This window comes from Sphingomonas sp. 10B4 (genome assembly GCF_035019905.1).
Taxonomy (GTDB): Bacteria; Pseudomonadota; Alphaproteobacteria; order Sphingomonadales; family Sphingomonadaceae; genus Sphingomonas; species Sphingomonas glacialis.
This window is the reverse complement of the sequence record NZ_JASJVC010000021.1, coordinates 23,724-41,696: the sequence shown is the minus strand read 5'-3', so window position 1 is coordinate 41,696 and position 17,973 is coordinate 23,724. Positions and strand designations below refer to the sequence as shown.

The 17,973-nt window shown below is 66.5% G+C and carries 18 protein-coding genes; 14 read left to right on the top strand and 4 right to left on the bottom strand.

Features of this window, described 5'->3' with window-relative positions; genetic code table 11:
* Window positions 1-122: 122 nt before the first annotated feature.
* Both leuD and QN347_RS08645 read left to right on the top strand, forming a co-directional pair.
* The gene (gene leuD / locus QN347_RS08650; RefSeq protein ID WP_322163494.1) at window positions 123-752 is read left to right on the top strand and encodes a 3-isopropylmalate dehydratase small subunit; all 630 of its coding nucleotides are present in this window, start codon (window positions 123-125) and stop codon (window positions 750-752) included.
* A complete protein-coding gene (locus QN347_RS08645) occupies window positions 715-1,716 on the top strand; it encodes an NADPH:quinone oxidoreductase family protein (RefSeq protein ID WP_322163492.1) in 1,002 nt (333 codons plus the stop codon). Before leuD ends, QN347_RS08645 begins: the two co-directional genes overlap by 38 nt.
* A gap of 292 nt (window positions 1,717-2,008) precedes the next feature.
* Here the strand turns inward: QN347_RS08645 and QN347_RS08640 are convergent, their stop codons facing one another.
* Window positions 2,009-3,433, bottom strand: a complete 1,425-nt coding sequence (locus QN347_RS08640) for an Nramp family divalent metal transporter (protein ID WP_322163490.1) — start codon at window positions 3,431-3,433, stop codon at window positions 2,009-2,011.
* A gap of 200 nt (window positions 3,434-3,633) precedes the next feature.
* Here QN347_RS08640 and QN347_RS08635 point away from each other — a divergent pair, with 200 nt between their 5' ends.
* The 4 genes from QN347_RS08635 to QN347_RS08620 all read left to right on the top strand — a co-directional run bounded on the left by QN347_RS08635 (window position 3,634) and on the right by QN347_RS08620 (window position 6,588).
* Window positions 3,634-3,957, top strand: coding sequence for a DUF1476 domain-containing protein (locus tag QN347_RS08635; RefSeq protein WP_189674911.1), 324 nt, complete (start codon window positions 3,634-3,636; stop codon window positions 3,955-3,957).
* Window positions 3,957-4,196 (top strand): BolA/IbaG family iron-sulfur metabolism protein, encoded by a 240-nt coding sequence (locus tag QN347_RS08630; RefSeq protein ID WP_133188702.1) that lies wholly within the window; start codon window positions 3,957-3,959, stop codon window positions 4,194-4,196. The genes QN347_RS08635 and QN347_RS08630 overlap by 1 nt, the downstream gene beginning before the upstream one ends.
* A 4-nt stretch (window positions 4,197-4,200) precedes the next feature.
* Window positions 4,201-4,536, top strand: coding sequence for a Grx4 family monothiol glutaredoxin (gene grxD / locus QN347_RS08625; protein ID WP_133188704.1), 336 nt, complete (start codon window positions 4,201-4,203; stop codon window positions 4,534-4,536).
* Window positions 4,537-4,914: 378 nt separating this feature from the next.
* On the top strand, window positions 4,915-6,588 hold the full coding sequence (locus QN347_RS08620; RefSeq protein WP_322164195.1) for a thiamine pyrophosphate-binding protein: 1,674 nt from the start codon (window positions 4,915-4,917) through the stop codon (window positions 6,586-6,588).
* Window positions 6,589-6,631: 43 nt separating this feature from the next.
* Here QN347_RS08620 and QN347_RS08615 read toward each other — a convergent pair whose 3' ends face one another.
* Both QN347_RS08615 and thiS read right to left on the bottom strand, forming a co-directional pair.
* Entirely contained in the window at window positions 6,632-6,802 is a 171-nt protein-coding gene (locus tag QN347_RS08615; RefSeq protein WP_133188708.1) for a CsbD family protein, read from the bottom strand.
* Between the two features lie 116 nt (window positions 6,803-6,918).
* A complete protein-coding gene (gene thiS, locus QN347_RS08610; protein ID WP_322163486.1) occupies window positions 6,919-7,926 on the bottom strand; it encodes a sulfur carrier protein ThiS in 1,008 nt (335 codons plus the stop codon).
* Window positions 7,927-8,082: 156 nt separating this feature from the next.
* Between thiS and aroQ the strand changes: the two genes are divergently transcribed.
* The 4 genes from aroQ (at window position 8,083) to QN347_RS08590 (ending at window position 11,434) form a co-directional block, all read left to right on the top strand.
* Entirely contained in the window at window positions 8,083-8,517 is a 435-nt protein-coding gene (gene aroQ / locus QN347_RS08605; RefSeq protein WP_133188712.1) for a type II 3-dehydroquinate dehydratase, read from the top strand.
* 34 nt (window positions 8,518-8,551) lie between these two features.
* A complete protein-coding gene (gene accB, locus QN347_RS08600; RefSeq protein ID WP_133188714.1) occupies window positions 8,552-9,028 on the top strand; it encodes an acetyl-CoA carboxylase biotin carboxyl carrier protein in 477 nt (158 codons plus the stop codon).
* A 4-nt stretch (window positions 9,029-9,032) separates the two neighbouring features.
* Entirely contained in the window at window positions 9,033-10,385 is a 1,353-nt protein-coding gene (gene accC, locus QN347_RS08595; RefSeq protein WP_322163484.1) for an acetyl-CoA carboxylase biotin carboxylase subunit, read from the top strand.
* 89 nt (window positions 10,386-10,474) lie between these two features.
* The gene (locus tag QN347_RS08590) at window positions 10,475-11,434 is read left to right on the top strand and encodes an alpha/beta hydrolase (RefSeq protein WP_322163483.1); all 960 of its coding nucleotides are present in this window, start codon (window positions 10,475-10,477) and stop codon (window positions 11,432-11,434) included.
* A 225-nt stretch (window positions 11,435-11,659) separates the two neighbouring features.
* Here the strand turns inward: QN347_RS08590 and QN347_RS08585 are convergent, their stop codons facing one another.
* The gene (locus tag QN347_RS08585) at window positions 11,660-11,968 is read right to left on the bottom strand and encodes a hypothetical protein (protein ID WP_322163481.1); all 309 of its coding nucleotides are present in this window, start codon (window positions 11,966-11,968) and stop codon (window positions 11,660-11,662) included.
* Between the two features lie 112 nt (window positions 11,969-12,080).
* On the opposite strand from QN347_RS08585, the gene QN347_RS08580 reads away from it, so the two are divergent.
* The 4 genes from QN347_RS08580 to QN347_RS08565 all read left to right on the top strand — a co-directional run bounded on the left by QN347_RS08580 (window position 12,081) and on the right by QN347_RS08565 (window position 17,883).
* A complete protein-coding gene (locus QN347_RS08580) occupies window positions 12,081-13,307 on the top strand; it encodes an MFS transporter (RefSeq protein ID WP_322163479.1) in 1,227 nt (408 codons plus the stop codon).
* Window positions 13,308-13,717: 410 nt separating this feature from the next.
* A complete protein-coding gene (gene purL / locus QN347_RS08575; RefSeq protein ID WP_322163477.1) occupies window positions 13,718-15,958 on the top strand; it encodes a phosphoribosylformylglycinamidine synthase subunit PurL in 2,241 nt (746 codons plus the stop codon).
* Window positions 15,959-16,066: 108 nt separating this feature from the next.
* On the top strand, window positions 16,067-17,053 hold the full coding sequence (locus tag QN347_RS08570) for an aldo/keto reductase (RefSeq protein ID WP_322163475.1): 987 nt from the start codon (window positions 16,067-16,069) through the stop codon (window positions 17,051-17,053).
* A complete protein-coding gene (locus tag QN347_RS08565; RefSeq protein WP_322163473.1) occupies window positions 17,050-17,883 on the top strand; it encodes an SDR family NAD(P)-dependent oxidoreductase in 834 nt (277 codons plus the stop codon). Before QN347_RS08570 ends, QN347_RS08565 begins: the two co-directional genes overlap by 4 nt.
* Window positions 17,884-17,973: the final 90 nt, after the last annotated feature.

The following is a 17,973-nucleotide window of genomic DNA, read 5'->3' as shown; positions in this document are numbered from 1 at the left end:
ATTGTATGAAGCGCGTTCTGGTTCTGCTCGTGATGGGCACCATTCTCAGCGGGATGGCCGCCTATGTCGCCACCGCCAAGACCAATGCGGCGACCACGCCGACATCAACCGGACGCTAACGCATGCAGCCAGTGACGCAGGTTTCGGGCAAGGCCTATCCCTGGGGCCAGAAGAACGTCGATACCGACGTCATCATCCCCGCGCACTGGCTCAAGACGATCACCCGCGAGGGGCTCGGCAAGGGCGCGTTCGAAACGGTGCGCGCGGTCCCCGGCAACATCTTCGACGATCCGCGCTATGCCGGATCGCCGATGCTGATCGCGGGCGACAATTTCGGCTGCGGGTCGAGCCGCGAGCATGCCGCCTGGGCGCTTGCCGACATGGGCATCCGCGCCGTCCTCGCGCCGAGCTTTTCCGACATCTTTTCGGGCAACGCCTTCAAGAACGGGATCGTCGCGGTCGTGCTGCCGCAGGACGCGATCGACCGCTTGATCGAGGTCGCGCAAGACCAGCCGATCACCGTCGATCTCGAGACGATGACGGTCACCACCCCGTATCAGGATCGCTTCGACTTCGAACTCGACGCGTTTCGTCGCCAGTGCCTGATGGAAGGGCTGGACGAGATCGGTCTTACGCTGGCAAGAGATACCCAGATTTCGAAATACGAAGCCGGGGTAAAAGAACACCGGCCGTGGATGAGCGGAGACCGGGCACATGCGAGCACTTCTGTCGAAAGCGGCGGGCGGACCTGAAACTCTAGGTCTCGACGAGCTGCCCGATCCGGTGGCCGCTGCGGGCCAAGTCGTGGTCGCGGTCAAGGCGTGCGCGATCAACTATCCCGACGTGCTGATCATCGAAGACAAATACCAGTTCAAGCCGCAGCGCCCGTTCGCACCGGGCGGCGAGATCGCCGGCGTGATCGAAAGCATCGGCGAAGGCGTCACCGGCTGGACCGTCGGCGACCGCGTCATCGGCATGACCGGGCATGGCGGTCTGGTCGAGAAGGTCGCGGTGCCGGCCGGATCGCTCTACCCGCTCCCGCCCGAGCGCGATTTCGCCGAGGGTGCGGCGCTGCTGCTCACCTATGCCACCACGATCCACGCCTTGCTCGACCGGGGCCATCTTGCCGAAGGCCAGAGCCTGCTCGTGCTCGGCGCGGCGGGCGGCGTCGGTCTTGCGGCGATCGAACTCGGCAAGGCGTTCGGCGCGCGCGTCGTCGCGGCGGTGTCGTCCGAGGAAAAGGCGCAGGCCGCCCGCGATGCGGGTGCCGACGAGACGCTGATCTACGCCCGCGCGCCGTTCGACAAGGACCAGTCCAAGGCGCTGGCCGAGCAGTTCAAGGCGCTCGGCGGCAAGGCCGGCTACGACGTGATCTACGATCCGGTCGGTGGCGACTATGCCGAGCCCGCGCTGCGCTCGATCGGCTGGGAGGGGCGCTACCTCGTCGTCGGCTTCCCCGCCGGCATCCCCAAGCTCCCGCTCAACCTGACGCTGCTCAAAAGCTGCGACGTCTGCGGCGTCTTCTGGGGCGCCTTCGCCGCACGCGATCCCAAGGCCAACGCCGCACACATCGCGCGGCTCTTCCAGCTGTGGCAGGACGGCAAGATCGCCCCGCGCGTCACCGAGACCTTCGCATTCGAGGATGGCGGCAAGGCGATCGCCAAGATGGCGGCGCGGGCCGCGATCGGGAAGCTGGTGGTCAAGGTAGCGGACTGAGGCCCCCTTCCGTCACCCCGGCCCTGTGCCGGGGTCGACCGTCCCCCATACGCCTCATCGGCAGCGGGTGCGGCACGGTGGACCCCGGGACAAGCCCGGTGTGACGACGGAGGGAGCGTCGGCCCCATGCCATGCAACTTTCTCTTCTTCTGCTCCGCGTCCTCTGCGCCTCTGCGCGAACCATCTTCTTTTTTGCGCGCAGAGGCGCGGAGGACGCAGAGGCGTCGCTCTTCGTGTCTTCGCGCCTTCGCGTGAACCAGCCTTCTTTGAGACGCGAAGACGCGAAAGCGGCTTACGAACTGGCTACGCGTTCCGCCGCAGCCCGGCGCTCGGAAATCCAGACATACAACGCGAACACCACAACCACCGCCGCCATTACCCCAACCCACACCGGCCCGATCGTCTGCCACAGCAGATAGACGTTGAGCGCCGCGATCACGCTGCAAATCGCATACCCGACGACCTTCACCCATGCCGGATTGGCATAGTCCCCCATCCGCGCGCGGCTGCTCGTCACCATCATCAGCGGGAAGATCGCGAACGGCAGCTGCATCGACAGCACGACTTGCGACACCACGAGCAGCGCGACGGTATCCTTGCCGCCACTCGCCGAAATCACCACTAGCGCCGGCACGATCGCGATCCCGCGCGTCACCAGCCGGCGGATCCACGGCGCAATACGGATCCGGAGGAAGCCCTCCATCACGATCTGCCCGGCAAGCGTGCCCGTAATCGTGCTCGACTGCCCCGAGGCGAGCAGCGCCAGCGCAAACGCCGTCGCCGCCACACCGCCCAAGGCCGGGCGCAGCAACTCGAACGCCTGCCGCAGATCATCCACCACGATCCCCGAGCGCCAGAACACCGCCGCCGCCAGCACCAGGATCGCTGCATTGACGAAGAACGCCGCCCCCAGCGCGAGCACGGTATCGAGCGTGTTGAACCACAAGGCCGCCTTGACGTCGCGCGGCGTGCGCCCGAACGCGCGCGTCTGGACGATCGAGCTGTGCAGATAGAGGTTATGCGGCATCACGGTCGCGCCGAGGATGCCGAGCGCCACCAGCAACGCAGCGGTATTCGGAATCGCCGGCGTCACCGCCCCCAAGGCCACCGCGCTCCAGTCGGGCTTGGCGAGAAAGATCGTGTAGACGAAGCACAACGCGATCGTCGCGATCAGCGCCATCACCACCGCCTCGATCTTGCGGAAGCCGAGGTTGATGAGCAGCAGCAACAGCAGCACGTCGAGCCCGGTGACGAGCACGCCCCACACCAGCGGCAGCCCGAGCAGCAAGTTGAGCGCCACCGCCGAGCCGACCACCTCGGCCAGATCGCAGGCGATGATCGCGATCTCGCACAGCAGCCACAGCGCCACCGCGACGGGCCGCGGATAATAATCGTGGCACGACTGCGCGAGGTCGCGCCCCGTCACGATCCCGAGCCGCGCGCAGAGGATCTGCAGGAAGATCGCCATCAGGTTCGACGCGAGGATGACCCACAGCAGACTGTAGCCGAACTGGCTTCCGCCAGCGAGATCGGTCCCCCAATTGCCCGGGTCCATATAGCCGACCGAGACCAGGAACCCCGGCCCGGCAAAGCCCAGCCATTGCCGCCAGCCCGAACGCCGCGCATCGCCCGTCGCCCATACCTTGAGCGTGCGGTGCGCCTCGGGCAACGACGGCGCCAGGTCTTGCGGAGAGGATCGGTCGGGCAATGTGGCCATTGATGGTCGAAATCCCGGCTTTGGACAGTGAAGCGATCGATTGCGTTTAAACCGATGCGGGCTGTCCCGGCTACGACCAAGCAAGCGATTCAGATGCGACAAAGTTGCTTTCGATGCGAAGCCGCGCGGCGGGCGTTGCGCATGCCCTGCAGCACGCTTATCTCGAAGGCGCTATTTCGACAGGCCCAAGGGGACCGACCATGACCACTTTCGACGATCGCGAGCGCGCTTTCGAAACCAAATATGCCCGCGACGAAGAAGTTGCCTTCCGGATCGTGGCGCGCCGAAACCGGTTGCTCGGGCAATGGGCCGCGACGCAGATGAAGCTGACCAAGGAAGAATCGGACGCCTATGCCACCGCCGTGGTGCAGGCCGATTTCGAGGAAGCCGGCGACGAGGACGTAATCCGCAAGCTCGTCAGCGACTTGACCGCCGCAGGTGTCGAGATCGACGAGCCGGCGATTCGCCGCGCGATCGAGGAAAAGACCGTCGAGGCGCGTCGCCAGTTGATGGGGTCGCAATAATGCCGATGGCCGCCGATGAGATCGTCTCGCTGATCGTCGCGGGAATCCCCGACGCGCAGGTCGAGATGACCGATCTTGCGGGCGACAACAACCATTGGGCCGCCCGCGTCGTGTCGGAAAGTTTCCGAGGGCTGCCCCGCCTCAAGCAACAGCGCGCCGTCTACGCCGCGCTCGGTGACAAGATGGGAGGCGTGCTCCACGCGCTCCAGTTGACCACCGCCGTACCAGTCCAGGAGTAAACCTATGAGCACCGATCCAGACCAGATCCGCATCGCCGAACTCGTCCAGAAGGACGACGTCGTCCTGTTCATGAAGGGCAGCCCGCTCTTCCCGCAGTGCGGCTTTTCGAGCCGGGCGGTCGCGATCCTCAACCATCTCGGCGCCGAGTTCGGCAGCGTCGACGTGCTGCAGGACCAGGGCGTCCGCCAGGGGATCAAGCAATTCTCCGACTGGCCGACGATCCCGCAGCTCTATGTGAAGGGCGAATTCGTCGGCGGTTCGGACATCATGATGGAGATGTACGAAAGCGGCGAGCTCGCCGCATTGCTCGAAGAACAGGGCGTTTCGACCGAGAAGTGAGGATGCCGGGTCGGGCGGGCCGCGCTCTGTAGCGCTGGCCCGCCCTGCTGAAGCGATTACCGCTCGGCGTACACAGAGTATTGCACCGCGCGTGCCAGTTTTCAGAAATCCCGGTTTCTCGCGGTTTCAACTAGTTAACGCCGATAGCCGCAAGGTTGCAGCTGTAAGCTTTTTCGACAGAAAGCCGTCCGCTCGCTGCACATCGTTCCCCGGCGAAGGCCGGGGCCTAGTCGCGGCGTCGCCGATCGGGAGCGCGACGGTCCCCCTCACCGCCATCGCACCTGGGCCCTGGCCTCCGCCGGGGAACGCGACGTTTCCCACGCCACTTGCGGCCCTCGAGACCTACCCAAGCCGCCGCGGCCCCGCTACAAAATGGCGATGACCACCTCCCCCTCCCCCCGCACCGGCGGGCGCATCCTTGTCGATCAACTCGTCGCGCAAGGGGTCGATCGAATCTTCACCGTCCCCGGCGAGAGCTTCCTCGCGGTGCTCGACGCGCTCCACGACACGCCACAGATCGACCTGGTGGTGTGCCGGCAGGAAGGCGGCGTCGGCTTCATGGCGTGCGCCGACGGTGCGCTGACCGGGCGGCCCGGCGTCGCCTTCGTCACGCGCGGGCCCGGCGCGACCAATGCCTCGATCGGCGTCCATGTCGCGATGCAGGATTCGCAGCCGATGGTGCTGTTCATCGGCGACGTCGATCGCGGGACGAAGGATCGCGAGGCGTTTCAGGAGATCGACTTTCCCGCGATGTTCGGGCCGATCGCCAAATGGGCGGCGAAGATCGACGATGCGCGGCGCATCCCCGAATATGTCGCGCGCGCGTGGAACGTCGCGATGTCGGGGCGGCCCGGGCCGGTCGTGCTCGCGCTGCCCGAGGACATGCTGCTCGACGACGTCGCAGCGCTCGATCGCCCACGCGTCGAGCGCGTCGTCCAGGCATGCGATCCTGTCCAGATGTGTGACCTCGCAGCCCTGCTCGGCGCGGCCGAGCGTCCGCTCGCGATCATCGGCGGCGCGGGTTGGACGCCAGCCGCCGCGCGCGATTTCGCCGCCTGGGCGGAGCGATCGGGCGTCCCCGTCGCTTCGGCCTTCCGCCGCCAGGATGCGATCGCCAACGAATCGCCCGTATGGGCGGGCAATCTCGGGTACGGCCCCAATCCCGCGCTCGTCGCGCGGATTCGCGAAGCAGACCTGCTGATCGTCGCCGGGCCCCGGCTCGGCGAGGCGACGACCGATGGCTATACGCTGATCACGCCCGACCATCCCGGCCAGCGGATCGTCCATATCCATCCCGATCCGAACGAACTCGGCCAGACCTACCGCGCCGATCTGGCGATTTGTGCCGACATGACGAGCTTCGCCGATGCGCTGCTTGCGATCGACATGCCGAGGCTCGACTCAGGCGCCGACGCGCACGCTGCGTATCTCGCCTGGTCGACCCCCGCCGCGCGCGCAGGCGTTGCACTCGACCTCGGCCCCTGCGTCGCGGCGATGCGCGAGCACCTCCCCGCCGACAGCATCATCTGCAACGGCGCTGGCAATTACAGCGGCTGGTGGCATCGCTACTGGCGCTACGCCGGGCCCGGCACGCAACTTGCGCCGACCGCAGGCGCGATGGGCTACGGCGTCCCCGCCGCGACCGCCGCTGCGCTCCGCCATCCCGACCGCACCGTCGTCGCGCTCGCGGGCGATGGCTGTTTCCTGATGAACGGTCAGGAACTCGCCACTGCGGTCGCGCATGGCGCCGACATGCTCGTGCTGGTAATCGACAATAGCGGCTACGGCACGATCCGCATGCACCAGGAGCGCGAATATCCCGGCCGCGTCACTGGCACGCGATTGCACAATCCCGATTTCGCCGCGCTCGGCCGCGCCTACGGCTGCTGGGCCGAGACGGTCGAGACGACCGCGGCGTTTGCCACGGCGCTCGCCCGCGCGATGGGCGAGACCGGCGTGCGCCTGCTCCATCTCAAGACCGACATCGAAGCGATCACCGCCGGAACGACGCTGACTGCAATGGCGGCAAACACCAAAAAGGCCGCTCCGTAATCGGAGCGGCCTTTCGGTACGCGTTACGCAAATGATCCGAAGATCAGATGTCGTCGCCGAGCGCGCCCTTGACGGTGCCGGCAGCCTGCTGGGCCTTGCCCTTGGCTTCCTGCGCGGCGCCTTCGGCCTTCGTCTCGGGATTATCGCTGTGCTGCTTCACCTTGCCAATGGCTTCATTGACGTTGCCTTTGACCTTGTCGACGAATTCGCCCATGATACTATCCTTTCGGTGTTCGATGTCGCGGGTCGACATCGGCTAGTCCCGAAGTTTAAACGGATTAGTCTCGCGCTGGTTCCATAACTTATGTTTCATACTATGGCTGATTCCGCTCAGATGAGACCGGCGAGCGGGCTCGACGGATCGGCATACATCCGCCGCCCCATCCGCCCGGCACGATAAGCGAGGCGCCCCGCCTCGACCCCGGCTTTCATCGCCGCCGCCATCATCACCGGATCCTTCGCCTCGGCGATGGCGGTGTTCATCAGCACGCCGTCGCAGCCAAGCTCCATCGCCTGCGCCGCCTCGGACGCGGTGCCGACCCCGGCATCGACCAGCACCGGCACCTTCGCGCCCTCGACGATCAGCCGGATCGTGACGCGGTTCTGGATCCCCAGCCCCGATCCGATCGGCGCGCCGAGCGGCATGATCGCGACCGCACCGACATCCTCAAGCCGCTTCGCGGCGATCGGATCGTCGACACAATAGACCATCGGCAGGAAGCCTTCCTTGGCGAGGATCTCGGTCGCGCGCAACGTCTCGACCATGTCGGGATAGAGCGTGCGCGCTTCCCCCAGCACTTCGAGCTTCACCAGGTCCCAGCCGCCCGCCTCGCGCGCGAGCCGCAGCGTGCGGATCGCCGATTCGGCATCGAAGCAGCCCGCAGTATTGGGCAGATAGGTGACTTTCTTGGGATCGATAAAGTCGGTCAGCATCGGTGCGTTGCGGTCCGACACGTTGACGCGGCGCACCGCGACGGTGACGATCTCGGCGCCCGACGCCTCGAGCGCGGCGGCGTTCTGCGCGAAATCCTTGTACTTGCCCGTGCCGACGATCAGCCGCGAGCGGAAGGTACGCCCCGCGACGCTCCAGGTGTCGGCATCGACTGCGGCGGCATGATCCCCCCCGCCGACGAAATGCACGATCTCGAGCTCGTCGCCATCCTCGACCAGCACTTCGCCAAGCGTCGAGCGCGGTACGACCTCGAGATTGCGTTCGATCGCGACCTTCTCGGGCATCAGCCCCAGATCCTGCGCCAGCTCGGCGAGGCTCAGCCCGCTGCGCACGCGGCGATGCTCGCCATTGACCTGGATGCTGACGGTTCCATCGGTATGCGGCACGTTCGTTCCCCGTTCGGGCTGAGCTTGGCGAAACCCTGTCCGTCCCGGCCGGGACGAACAGCCCTTCGACAAGCTTGGGGCGAACGGGCTATGGGTCTGCTCAACTAGGCCGAGGCCTGGCAGCATTCAACCGCCCGCAAACGGAAGTCCCGCGCGATGCCCGAAACGATCTTCGTCCTCAACGGTCCCAACCTCAACCTGCTCGGCACCCGCGAGCCCGAGATCTACGGCCACGAAACGCTCGACGACATCGCCGGCCAGCTAGAGGACCGCTCGCGCGAGCTCGGCCTTTCAATCGACCTGCGCCAGTCGAACCATGAGGGGCATCTGATCGACTGGCTGCACGAGGCACAGGCGCTCCCCGCCAAGGCGGTGCTGCTCAACGCCGGCGCCTATACGCACACCTCGATCGCGCTCTATGATGCGATCAAGGCGATCCGCACGCCAGTGATCGAGGTCCATCTCTCGAACCCGCACGCGCGCGAAGCCTTTCGCCACATCAGCCGTATCTCCCCCGTAGCGCACGGGACGATCTGCGGTTTCGGCGCATTTTCCTATATGCTGGCGCTTGAAGCCGCCGCGCGTCTCTGACAGGACGCGCCGTAACAAGGGAGATAAGGGTCGTATGGCCGAAGATACGAACACGGATGCAATGCGGATCGACGTCGATCTGGTGCGTCAGCTCGCGCAGCTGCTCGATGACACGCAGCTGACCGAGATCGAAGTCGAAGATGGCGGGCGCAAGATTCGCATCGCGCGCAAGGCGGCAGCTGTCGCGAGCGCCGTGCAATATGCCCCGGCCCCCGTTGCCTCCGCCCCCGCTGCGGCAAGCGCGCCGGCAGAGATCGTCGCATCGCCAGCGGCTGCGCTCAACGCGGTCAAATCGCCGATGGTCGGCACGGCCTATCTCTCGCCCAACCCCGAGGCGAAGACCTTCGTCAGCGTCGGCGACAGCGTTGCCGCTGGCGACACGCTGCTGATCGTCGAGGCGATGAAGGTGATGAACCCGATCCTCGCGCCGAGCGCGGGCCGTGTTACCGCGGTGCTGGTGACGAGCGGCCAGCCGGTCGAATTCGACCAGCCGCTCGTGGTGGTCGAGTAAGCACGTGGCCGAGATCAAGAAGCTCCTCATCGCGAACCGCGGCGAGATCGCGCTGCGGATCCACCGCGCTTGCCACGAAATGGGCATCCAGACCGTCGCGGTACATTCGACCGCCGACGCCGATGCGATGCACGTGCGCCTCGCCGACCAGGCGATCTGCATCGGGCCGCCGAGCGCGACCGAGAGCTATCTCAACATCCCCAACATCATCTCGGCCGCCGAAATCTCGGGCGCCGACGCCATCCACCCGGGCTATGGTTTCCTCTCGGAGAACGCCAAGTTCGCCGAGATCATCGAAGCCCACAACATCATCTTCGTGGGCCCCAAGCCCGAGCATATCCGCACGATGGGCGACAAGATCGAGGCCAAGCGCACCGCCGGCGCGCTCGGCCTGCCGCTCGTTCCAGGCTCTGCGGGTCCGATCAGCGATCTCGCCGAAGCCAAGGAAATCGCGGCGCAGGCCGGCTATCCGGTGATCATCAAGGCCGCGTCGGGCGGCGGGGGTCGCGGGATGAAGGTCTGCACCTCCGAGGACCAGCTCGAAACGCTGATGCAGCAGGCCGGCAGCGAGGCGAAAGCCGCGTTCGGCGATGCGACGGTCTATCTCGAGAAATATCTCGGCAACCCGCGCCACATCGAATTCCAGGTGTTCGGCGACGGCGAAGGCAATGCGATCCACTTGGGCGAGCGCGATTGCTCGCTCCAGCGCCGCCACCAGAAGGTGCTCGAAGAGGCCCCCTCCCCCGTGCTCGGCGAAGAAGATCGTGCACGCATGGGCGGCGTCTGTGCAAAAGCGATGGCCGACATGGGCTATCGCGGCGCCGGGACGATCGAATTCCTGTGGGAAAATGGCGAGTTCTATTTCATCGAAATGAACACGCGCCTCCAGGTCGAACATCCCGTCACCGAGGCGATCACCGGGCTCGACCTGGTGCGCGAACAGATCCGCATCGCCGAAGGGCATGGCCTGACGCTCCGCCAGGAAGACGTTCAGTTCCGCGGCCATGCGATCGAATGCCGCATCAACGCCGAGGACCCACGCACCTTCGCGCCGTCGCCGGGGCTGGTGAAGGCGTATCACGCGCCGGGCGGGATGAACGTCCGCGTCGATAGCGGGCTCTATGCCGGCTACCGCGTGCCGCCTTACTACGATTCGATGATCGCCAAGCTGATCGTCTACGGCACCACGCGCGCCGGGGCGATCCGCCGGTTGCGCCGTGCGCTCGAGGAGTTCGTCATCGACGGCCCGACGACGACGATCCCGCTCCACCAGGCCTTGATCGAGGACCCCGACTTCCAGAAGGGTGACTATACGATCAAGTGGCTCGAGGAATGGCTCGCGCGCCAGGACGCCTGATCCCCTTTCCCCTTGTTATTCCTTGCGAACCCGTAATGATGCGGTGATCGGCGCCACGTCACGGCGTCGGGGGTGACAAGGGGAAATCGGTGCGCACACGAATTCTCACTGCAATCGCGGCAGCGATCTTCGCGTCGCTGTTCATCACCTTCCTCTCCTTTCGCAGCCCCGAGACCGATCCGCGCGCGATGCGCGCCAAATACGGCGCGCCGCCGTCGCAGTTCGTCGATCTCGGCGGGGGCCTGCGCGTCCATCTGCGCGATACCGGCCCGCGCGATGCGCCGGTGCTCCTGCTGGTCCACGGCTCGAACGCCTCGCTCCACACCTGGGAACCGTGGGCGCAGCGACTCCAAACGCGCTATCGCCTCATCCGCATGGATTTGCCCGGCCACGGCCTGACCGGCGCGAGCCCGACCCACGACTATCGCCCCGCCGCATATGTCGATGTCGTCGAGCGGATCCGCGCGCGGCTCGCGGTCGATCGGATGGTGGTCGTCGGCAATTCGATGGGCGGCGGGGTCGCGTGGCATTACGCGCTGGCGCATCCCGAGCATGTCCGCGCGCTCGTCCTGGTCGATTCGGTCGGCCAGCCCGAACCGGGCGGATCGCACGACGCCCCGCTCGCCTTCCGCATCGCGCGGATCCCGATCCTGCGCAACATCGCCGCAGTCATCACCCCACGCAGCCTGATCGCCGACAGCCTGCCCCAGGTATTCGGCGATCCGCGCCGCGTCGATGCGGCGATGATCGATCGCTATTGGGAGCTGCTGCGCTATCCCGGCAACCGCGTCGCGACGCTCGACCGCTTTGCGCTGCCGCCCGACATGGCGACACCGGCGCAGCTTGCCGCGCTGAAAATGCCAGTGCTCATCCTGTGGGGCGCGCTCGATCATCTGATCCCGCTCTCGTCCGGCGAATGGCTGCATAGCCATATCCCGACGAGCAGACTGATCGTCTATCCCGGGGTCGGGCACGTGCCGATGGAGGAACACCCCGACCAGAGCGCCGCCGACCTCGACCGCTTCGTGGCGGGGCTGCCGGCCCGCTGATCCCGTCGCCGTCACCCCGGCCTTGTGCCGGGGTCTACCGTCCCGCGAGAGCAACACACGCAGAACGCGCGGCACGGTGGACCCCGGGACGAGCCCGGGGTGACGAAGGGGGGCGTCTCGAGCCTGCACCGTTACCGCTTGGCCTCCCAGCCCTACCCCCTAAGCTCGCCCCCCCGGAGGCGCCATGACCCCACTCAAAAACCTGCGCCCGTCAAATCTCATTGCTTATCGACGGCCAGCGGCAAATGGAGTGGCGAGCAAAGCTCCAAACACGGTGCCCAGAAATGAAACCGCAACCCACAACGCCAACATCACCACTAAAAATCCGACGTTCATTCGATGGTGCGCGGCCAAATCCGCACTTTTGACGGAATAGAAAGCGTAGATGGCCGCGCTGCTCGCGAAGGCCCAACTTACCGCTCCAACCGTAGCGCACCACTCGCGAGAGCGCTTGAAAACACGGTTGAGGCCAAGAGCGGTTAACCAGCAGCCAACCGACCCGATCACCGTCCCACCCAAGAAATAGAGTGTCATCGTGTCCGGCATGATCTGCGAACTACATTTGTCGCAACCATTGCTCTACCCCTAACCGCTTGGCCTCCCCGCCCCGCCCCCCTAAGCTCCCCCCGACCGCCCCGGAGCCGCCATGACGCTGATCGACCAACTGCGCACGCTCAGCCCATCGCAACGCAATGCGATCTGGGCGAGCTATCTCGGCTGGACGCTCGATGCGTTCGACTTCTTCCTGCTCGTCTTCATGCTCTCGGCGATCGCCACCGAATACGGCACCGACGTGAAACACGTCGCCGAGGCGACCTTCCTCACGCTCGCCGCACGGCCGTTCGGCGCGTTCTTCTTCGGCTGGCTCGCCGACCGCGTCGGGCGGCGGCCGATCATGATGATCGTCATCCTGCTCTTTTCGGCGTTCTCGCTCGTCTCGGCCTTCGTCACCTCGCTGACGATGCTGTTCGTCGTCCGCGCGGCGTTCGGCTTTGCGATGGGCGGCGAATGGGGGATCGGCGCGAGCCTCGTGATGGAATCGATCCCGCCCAAGCTGCGCGGGCCGGTGTCGGGGCTGCTCCAGTCGGGCTACCCCTCGGGCTATTTCCTCGCGAGCCTCGTCTATTTCCTGCTGTTCGACCAGATCGGCTGGCGCGGCATGTTCGTCGTCGGGATCGCGCCGGCGATCCTCGTCTTCATCATCCGCTCGCACGTCGACGAAAGCCCCGCGTTCGAGGCGCGCAAGGACGAGGCCAAGCCCAATCCGTTCGTCGAGCTCGCCCGCCACTGGAAGATCGCGCTCTACCTTGTCGTGCTGATGACCGCGTTCAACTTCTTCAGCCACGGTACGCAGGATCTCTACCCGACCTTCCTGCGCGAACAGCACAAGTTCGACACGCACACGATCGGCACGCTCACCGCGATCATGAATATCGGCGCGATCGTCGGCGGGCTGAGTTTCGGCATCTGGTCCGAGACGATCGGTCGCAAGCGCACGATCATCATCGCCAGCCTGCTCATCCTGCCGGTGATCCCGCTCTGGGCGTTCGCGCAGACCCCGTTGCTGCTCGGGCTCGGCGCATTCCTCGTCCAGGTCGCGGTGCAGGGCGCGTGGGGAATCGTGCCGGTGCATCTCAACGAACTGTCGCCGGCGCTGGTGCGCGGGATGTTTCCGGGCTTCGCCTATCAGCTCGGCAATTTGATCGCCTCGCGCAACGGGCCGCTCCAGGCCGGGATCGCCGAGGCACATGGCGGCAATTACGGCTATGCAATGGCGCTCGTCGCCGGGGTGACCGCGCTCGTGCTGGTGGTGTGGACGTGGCTCGGCCCCGAACGCCGCGACGTGGATTTCGTAGCGGAGGCGCAGGCGTAACTTTAAATCCTCCCCGGCACGGGGAGGGGGACCCTGAGCATTCAGCGAAGGGTGGAGGGGGCGCGCCGCGAGCGTAACGGTCGCGGAGGTCCCCCTCCACCATCCGCCCGAGGGGGGCGGACGGTCCCCCTCCCCGTGCCGGGGAGGATGTAAAAGCGCTGTCCTACAGGCCGTGTTTCTGGTATGTTCCGGTCTGCTCTTTCAAATCGTAGAAAGTCTAGGAACAGCGAACCGCAACGCCGGCCCGCCCGCGCGACCACAAACCAGCCAGATCATGCCAAAATCGGAAACGATCGCCGCGCACAATACCCCGTCCGGGGGTCAATCGAGTCAAGCAAACTCGCTTCGTCGCAGATCGACCCGCGCGACAAGGGTGACGGACGCGCAACCGCCCGCTAAAGGCACACTCCATGAGCCAGATCACCCCCGAGATCGTCGCCCAGCACGGGCTGTCCACAGAAGAATATGAGCGCGTGCTCGTCGCAATGGGCCGCGAGCCCAACCTGACCGAGCTCGGCATCTTCTCGGTGATGTGGTCCGAGCATTGCTCGTACAAATCCTCGCGTATCCATCTGAAAAAGCTGCCGACTACCGGCCCGCAGGTCATCTGCGGCCCCGGCGAGAATGCCGGCGTGATCGACATCGGCGACGGCCAGGCCGCCATCTTCAAGATGGAGAGCCACAACCACCCGTCGTACATCGAGCCCTATCAGGGCGCGGCGACCGGCGTCGGCGGCATCCTGCGCGACGTCTTCACAATGGGCGCGCGCCCGATCGCCAACCTCAACGCGCTGCGCTTCGGCCGGCCCGATCATCCCAAGATGCGCCACCTCATCGCGGGCGTCGTCCACGGCATCGGCGGCTACGGCAATTGCGTCGGCGTCCCGACCGTCGGCGGCGAGGTGAACTTCCACCCCGCCTATGACGGCAACATCCTCGTCAACGCGATGACCGTCGGCATCGCGCAGCAGGACAAGATCTTCTACTCGGCGGCGAGCGGGATCGGCAATTCGATCGTCTATGTCGGCTCCAAGACCGGCCGCGACGGCATCCACGGCGCGACGATGGCCTCGGCCGATTTCGGCGAGGATTCGGAATCGAAGCGCCCGACCGTCCAGGTCGGCGATCCCTTCACCGAGAAGCTCTTGATCGAAGCGTGCCTCGAACTGATGGCATCGGACGCGATCGTCGCGATCCAGGACATGGGCGCCGCCGGCCTCACCTCCTCGGCGGTCGAGATGGCGTCGAAGGGCGGCGTCGGCATCGAGCTCGACATGAACGCCGTGCCGCAGCGCGAAACCGGCATGACGCCGTACGAGATGATGCTGAGCGAGAGCCAGGAGCGGATGCTCATGGTGCTCAAGCCCGGCCGCGAGGACTTCGCCGAGGCGATCTTCAAGAAGTGGGAGCTCGATTTCGCGGTGATCGGCAAGGTCACCGAGACCGGCCACATGGTCTTGAAGTTCGACGGCGAGACCGTCTGCGACATCCCGCTCGCCCCGCTCGCCGACGAAGCCCCGCTCTACGACCGCCCCGCCGCGTCGAAGGAAGAGTATCAGGCCTGGGCCAAGGTTCCCCCGCTCGGCGCCACGCCAGAGGCGAGCGACATCGCCGCCGACCTTCTCAAGCTGATGGCCTCGCCCGATATCGCCTCGCGTCGCTGGATCTGGGAGCAATATGACACCCAGGTCGGCGCCGACACCGTCCAGCGCCCCGGCGGCGACGCCGCGGTGGTCCGCGTCCACGGCACGCAAAAGGGGCTCGCGATGAGCACCGACTGCACCCCGCGCTATTGCTATGCCGACCCGTATGAAGGCGGCAAGCAGGCGGTCGCCGAATGCTATCGCAACCTCTCGGCGGTCGGCGCGACCCCGCTCGCCGTCACCAACTGCCTCAACTTCGCCAACCCGCAGCGCCCCGAGATCATGGCGCAGCTCACCGGCTGCCTCGACGGCATGGGCGACGCCTGCCGCGCGCTCGACTTCCCGATCGTCTCGGGCAACGTCTCGCTCTACAATGAGAGCAAGGCGACCGGCGGCGGCTCGGCGATCCTGCCGACGCCCGCGATCGGCGGCGTCGGCCTGCTCGCCGACTGGTCGAAGTCGGCGACGATCGCCTACAAGGGCACCGGCGACGTGATCGTCCTGATCGGCGACCGCCGCGGGCATCTCGGCCAGTCGCTCTGGCTGCGCGAAGTCCATGGCCGAGAGGAAGGCCCGCCCCCGCCCGTCGATCTCGAGGCCGAGCGCCGCAACGGCGAGTTCGTCCGCACGCACATCGCCACCGGCGCGCTCACCGCGGTCCACGACGTGTCCGACGGTGGTGTCGCGGTGACGATCGCCGAGATGGCGCTTGCGGGCAATGTCGGCGCAATGCTCCACGCGCCGCTGCCGTGCGGCGTGGCCTGCTCGTTGTTCGGCGAGGACCAGGGCCTCTACGTCGCGACGATCGCCGACCATCTGCTGCTCGAGACGCTCACTGCCGCCGATGCCGCCGGGGTCGAGATCGAGCGGATCGGCCGGACGATCGCGGGTCGGCTGATTTTCGAACTGCCCGACGACGATCATGTCGTCACGCTCGACGCGCTGCGCACTGCGCATGAAGGTTTCTTCCCCAAGCTGATGGGCGATACCGCGACGCTCGTCGACTGACCCGGCGGGCGGCGGGTTCGCGGCATTCGGGCCGCCGCGAACCCGTTGGAAACAAGCGCCCGCGGCTTCGTTGTGCGCTCGCTTTCCTCATCGACAAGGACGTCCGCAATGCAAATGCGTAAGCTCGGCCAGCAAGGCCTCGAAGTCTCGGCGCTCGGTCTCGGCTGCATGGGCATGTCGGACTTCTACGGCAGCCGCGACGAGGCCGAGTCGGTCGCGACGATCAACCGCGCGCTGGATCTCGGTGTCACCTTTCTCGACACCGCCGACATGTACGGCGTCGGCACGAACGAGGAGCTGGTCGGCCGGGTGGTGCGAACGCGGAGCGAATGGGTTGTCGTCGCGACCAAGTTCGGCGACGTCCGCGGGCCCGACGGCAGCTTCCGCAGCGTGAACGGCCATCCCGATTACGTCCGCCAGGCGTGCGATGCGAGCCTCAAGCGGCTCGGGCTCGACGTGATCGACCTCTATTACCAGCACCGCGTCGATCCGGGCGTGCCGATCGAGGATACCGTCGGCGCGATGAGCGAGCTCGTGGCGGCAGGCAAGGTCCGCTATCTCGGCCTGTCGGAAGCAGCGCCCGAGACGATCCGGCGTGCGCATGCGGTGCACCCGATCTCGGCGCTGCAGACCGAATATTCGCTGTGGAGCCGCGACGTCGAGGCCGAAATCCTGCCGACCGTCCGCGCGCTCGGCATCGGCTTCGTTCCCTACAGCCCGCTCGGCCGCGGCTTCCTGACGGGGCAGTTCACCAAGCCTGAGGATCTGGCGGAAGGCGACAGCCGCCGCGCGCATCCGCGCTTCCAGGGTGCGGCGTTCGCCAAGAACCTCGATCTCGTCGCGGCGATCAAGGAGATGGCGGCGGCCAAGCGTTGCACCCCGGCGCAGCTCGCGCTTGCCTGGGTGCTCGCGCAGGGCGATGACGTGGTGCCGATCCCCGGCACCAAGCGGCGCAGCTACCTCGAGGACAATCTCGGCGCGCTCGAAATCGTGCTCGATGCCGACGCGCTCGCGCGGATCGATGCGGTTCTGCCGCCGGGCAGTGCCGAGGGGATGCGCTACCCCGCGGTCTCGATGGCGACGGTGGACCAATGAGCACGGCCTCGTTTGCGGCGATCGCGCCGGGCAACCTCGCCGTCGTCACCGGCGCGGCAGGCGGGATCGGCCTCGCCGCCGCGCGCGCCTTTGCAGCGGCGGGGATGCGCGTCGTACTGGTCGACCGGTCGGGCGAGGCGCTCGAGGCCGCCGCCGCCTCGATCGATGGCGCGATCGCGCATACCATGGACGTGTCGGACCGCGCGGCGATGCACGCGCTCGCCGGTCGGATCGTCGCGGACCACGGCACTGTTGCGCTGCTGATGAACAATGCCGGGATCGGCGCGGGCGGCGACGTGTTCGCCGATGCCGACATCTGGGACGCAGTGCTCGGCGTCAATCTGCTCGGCGTGCTCAACGGCGTGCAGAGCTTCGTCCCCGCGATGCTCGACCATGGCGGCCCGGCGCTCGTCATCAACACCGGCTCGAAGCAGGGCATCACCCAGCCGCCCGGCAACACCGCGTACAATGTCAGCAAGGCCGGGGTGAAGGCGCTGACCGAAGGCCTCGCGCACACGCTGCGCACTCGCTGCGGCGATCGGGTGAGCGCGCATCTGCTGGTCCCGGGCTTCACCTTCACCGGCATGACGCGCCCCGGCATCACCGAAAAGCCCGAGGGGGCATGGACCCCCGAGCAAGTCGTTGCGCTGATGCTCGAGCGGCTCGCGATGGGCGATTTCTACATCGTCTGCCCCGATAACGAGACGACGTCGGAGCAGGACTCTAAGCGGATCGCCTGGGCGGCCGGCGACGTGACCGAGAACCGCCCTGCCCTGTCACGCTGGCACCCCGACTGGAAGGACCCGTTCGCCGCTTATATGGCGGAGTGACCGCTGCGCCCCGACGCGCGGGTGGCGAAGTCCCCTTGCGCGTCGGGCGGTGGGTCGCCACCCTCCCCGCGAACTCGATCGACAGGGGAT

Coding starts and splice junctions, on each gene's coding strand:
- leuD (WP_322163494.1), top strand. CDS start 123: ATGCAGCCAGTGACGCAGGTTTCGGGCAAGGCCTATCCCTGGGGCCAG.
- QN347_RS08645 (WP_322163492.1), top strand. CDS start 715: ATGCGAGCACTTCTGTCGAAAGCGGCGGGCGGACCTGAAACTCTAGGT.
- QN347_RS08640 (WP_322163490.1), bottom strand. CDS start 3,433: ATGGCCACATTGCCCGACCGATCCTCTCCGCAAGACCTGGCGCCGTCG.
- QN347_RS08635 (WP_189674911.1), top strand. CDS start 3,634: ATGACCACTTTCGACGATCGCGAGCGCGCTTTCGAAACCAAATATGCC.
- QN347_RS08630 (WP_133188702.1), top strand. CDS start 3,957: ATGCCGATGGCCGCCGATGAGATCGTCTCGCTGATCGTCGCGGGAATC.
- grxD (WP_133188704.1), top strand. CDS start 4,201: ATGAGCACCGATCCAGACCAGATCCGCATCGCCGAACTCGTCCAGAAG.
- QN347_RS08620 (WP_322164195.1), top strand. CDS start 4,915: ATGACCACCTCCCCCTCCCCCCGCACCGGCGGGCGCATCCTTGTCGAT.
- QN347_RS08615 (WP_133188708.1), bottom strand. CDS start 6,802: ATGGGCGAATTCGTCGACAAGGTCAAAGGCAACGTCAATGAAGCCATT.
- aroQ (WP_133188712.1), top strand. CDS start 8,083: ATGCCCGAAACGATCTTCGTCCTCAACGGTCCCAACCTCAACCTGCTC.
- accB (WP_133188714.1), top strand. CDS start 8,552: ATGGCCGAAGATACGAACACGGATGCAATGCGGATCGACGTCGATCTG.
- QN347_RS08585 (WP_322163481.1), bottom strand. CDS start 11,968: ATGACACTCTATTTCTTGGGTGGGACGGTGATCGGGTCGGTTGGCTGC.
- QN347_RS08580 (WP_322163479.1), top strand. CDS start 12,081: ATGACGCTGATCGACCAACTGCGCACGCTCAGCCCATCGCAACGCAAT.
- purL (WP_322163477.1), top strand. CDS start 13,718: ATGAGCCAGATCACCCCCGAGATCGTCGCCCAGCACGGGCTGTCCACA.
- QN347_RS08570 (WP_322163475.1), top strand. CDS start 16,067: ATGCAAATGCGTAAGCTCGGCCAGCAAGGCCTCGAAGTCTCGGCGCTC.
- QN347_RS08565 (WP_322163473.1), top strand. CDS start 17,050: ATGAGCACGGCCTCGTTTGCGGCGATCGCGCCGGGCAACCTCGCCGTC.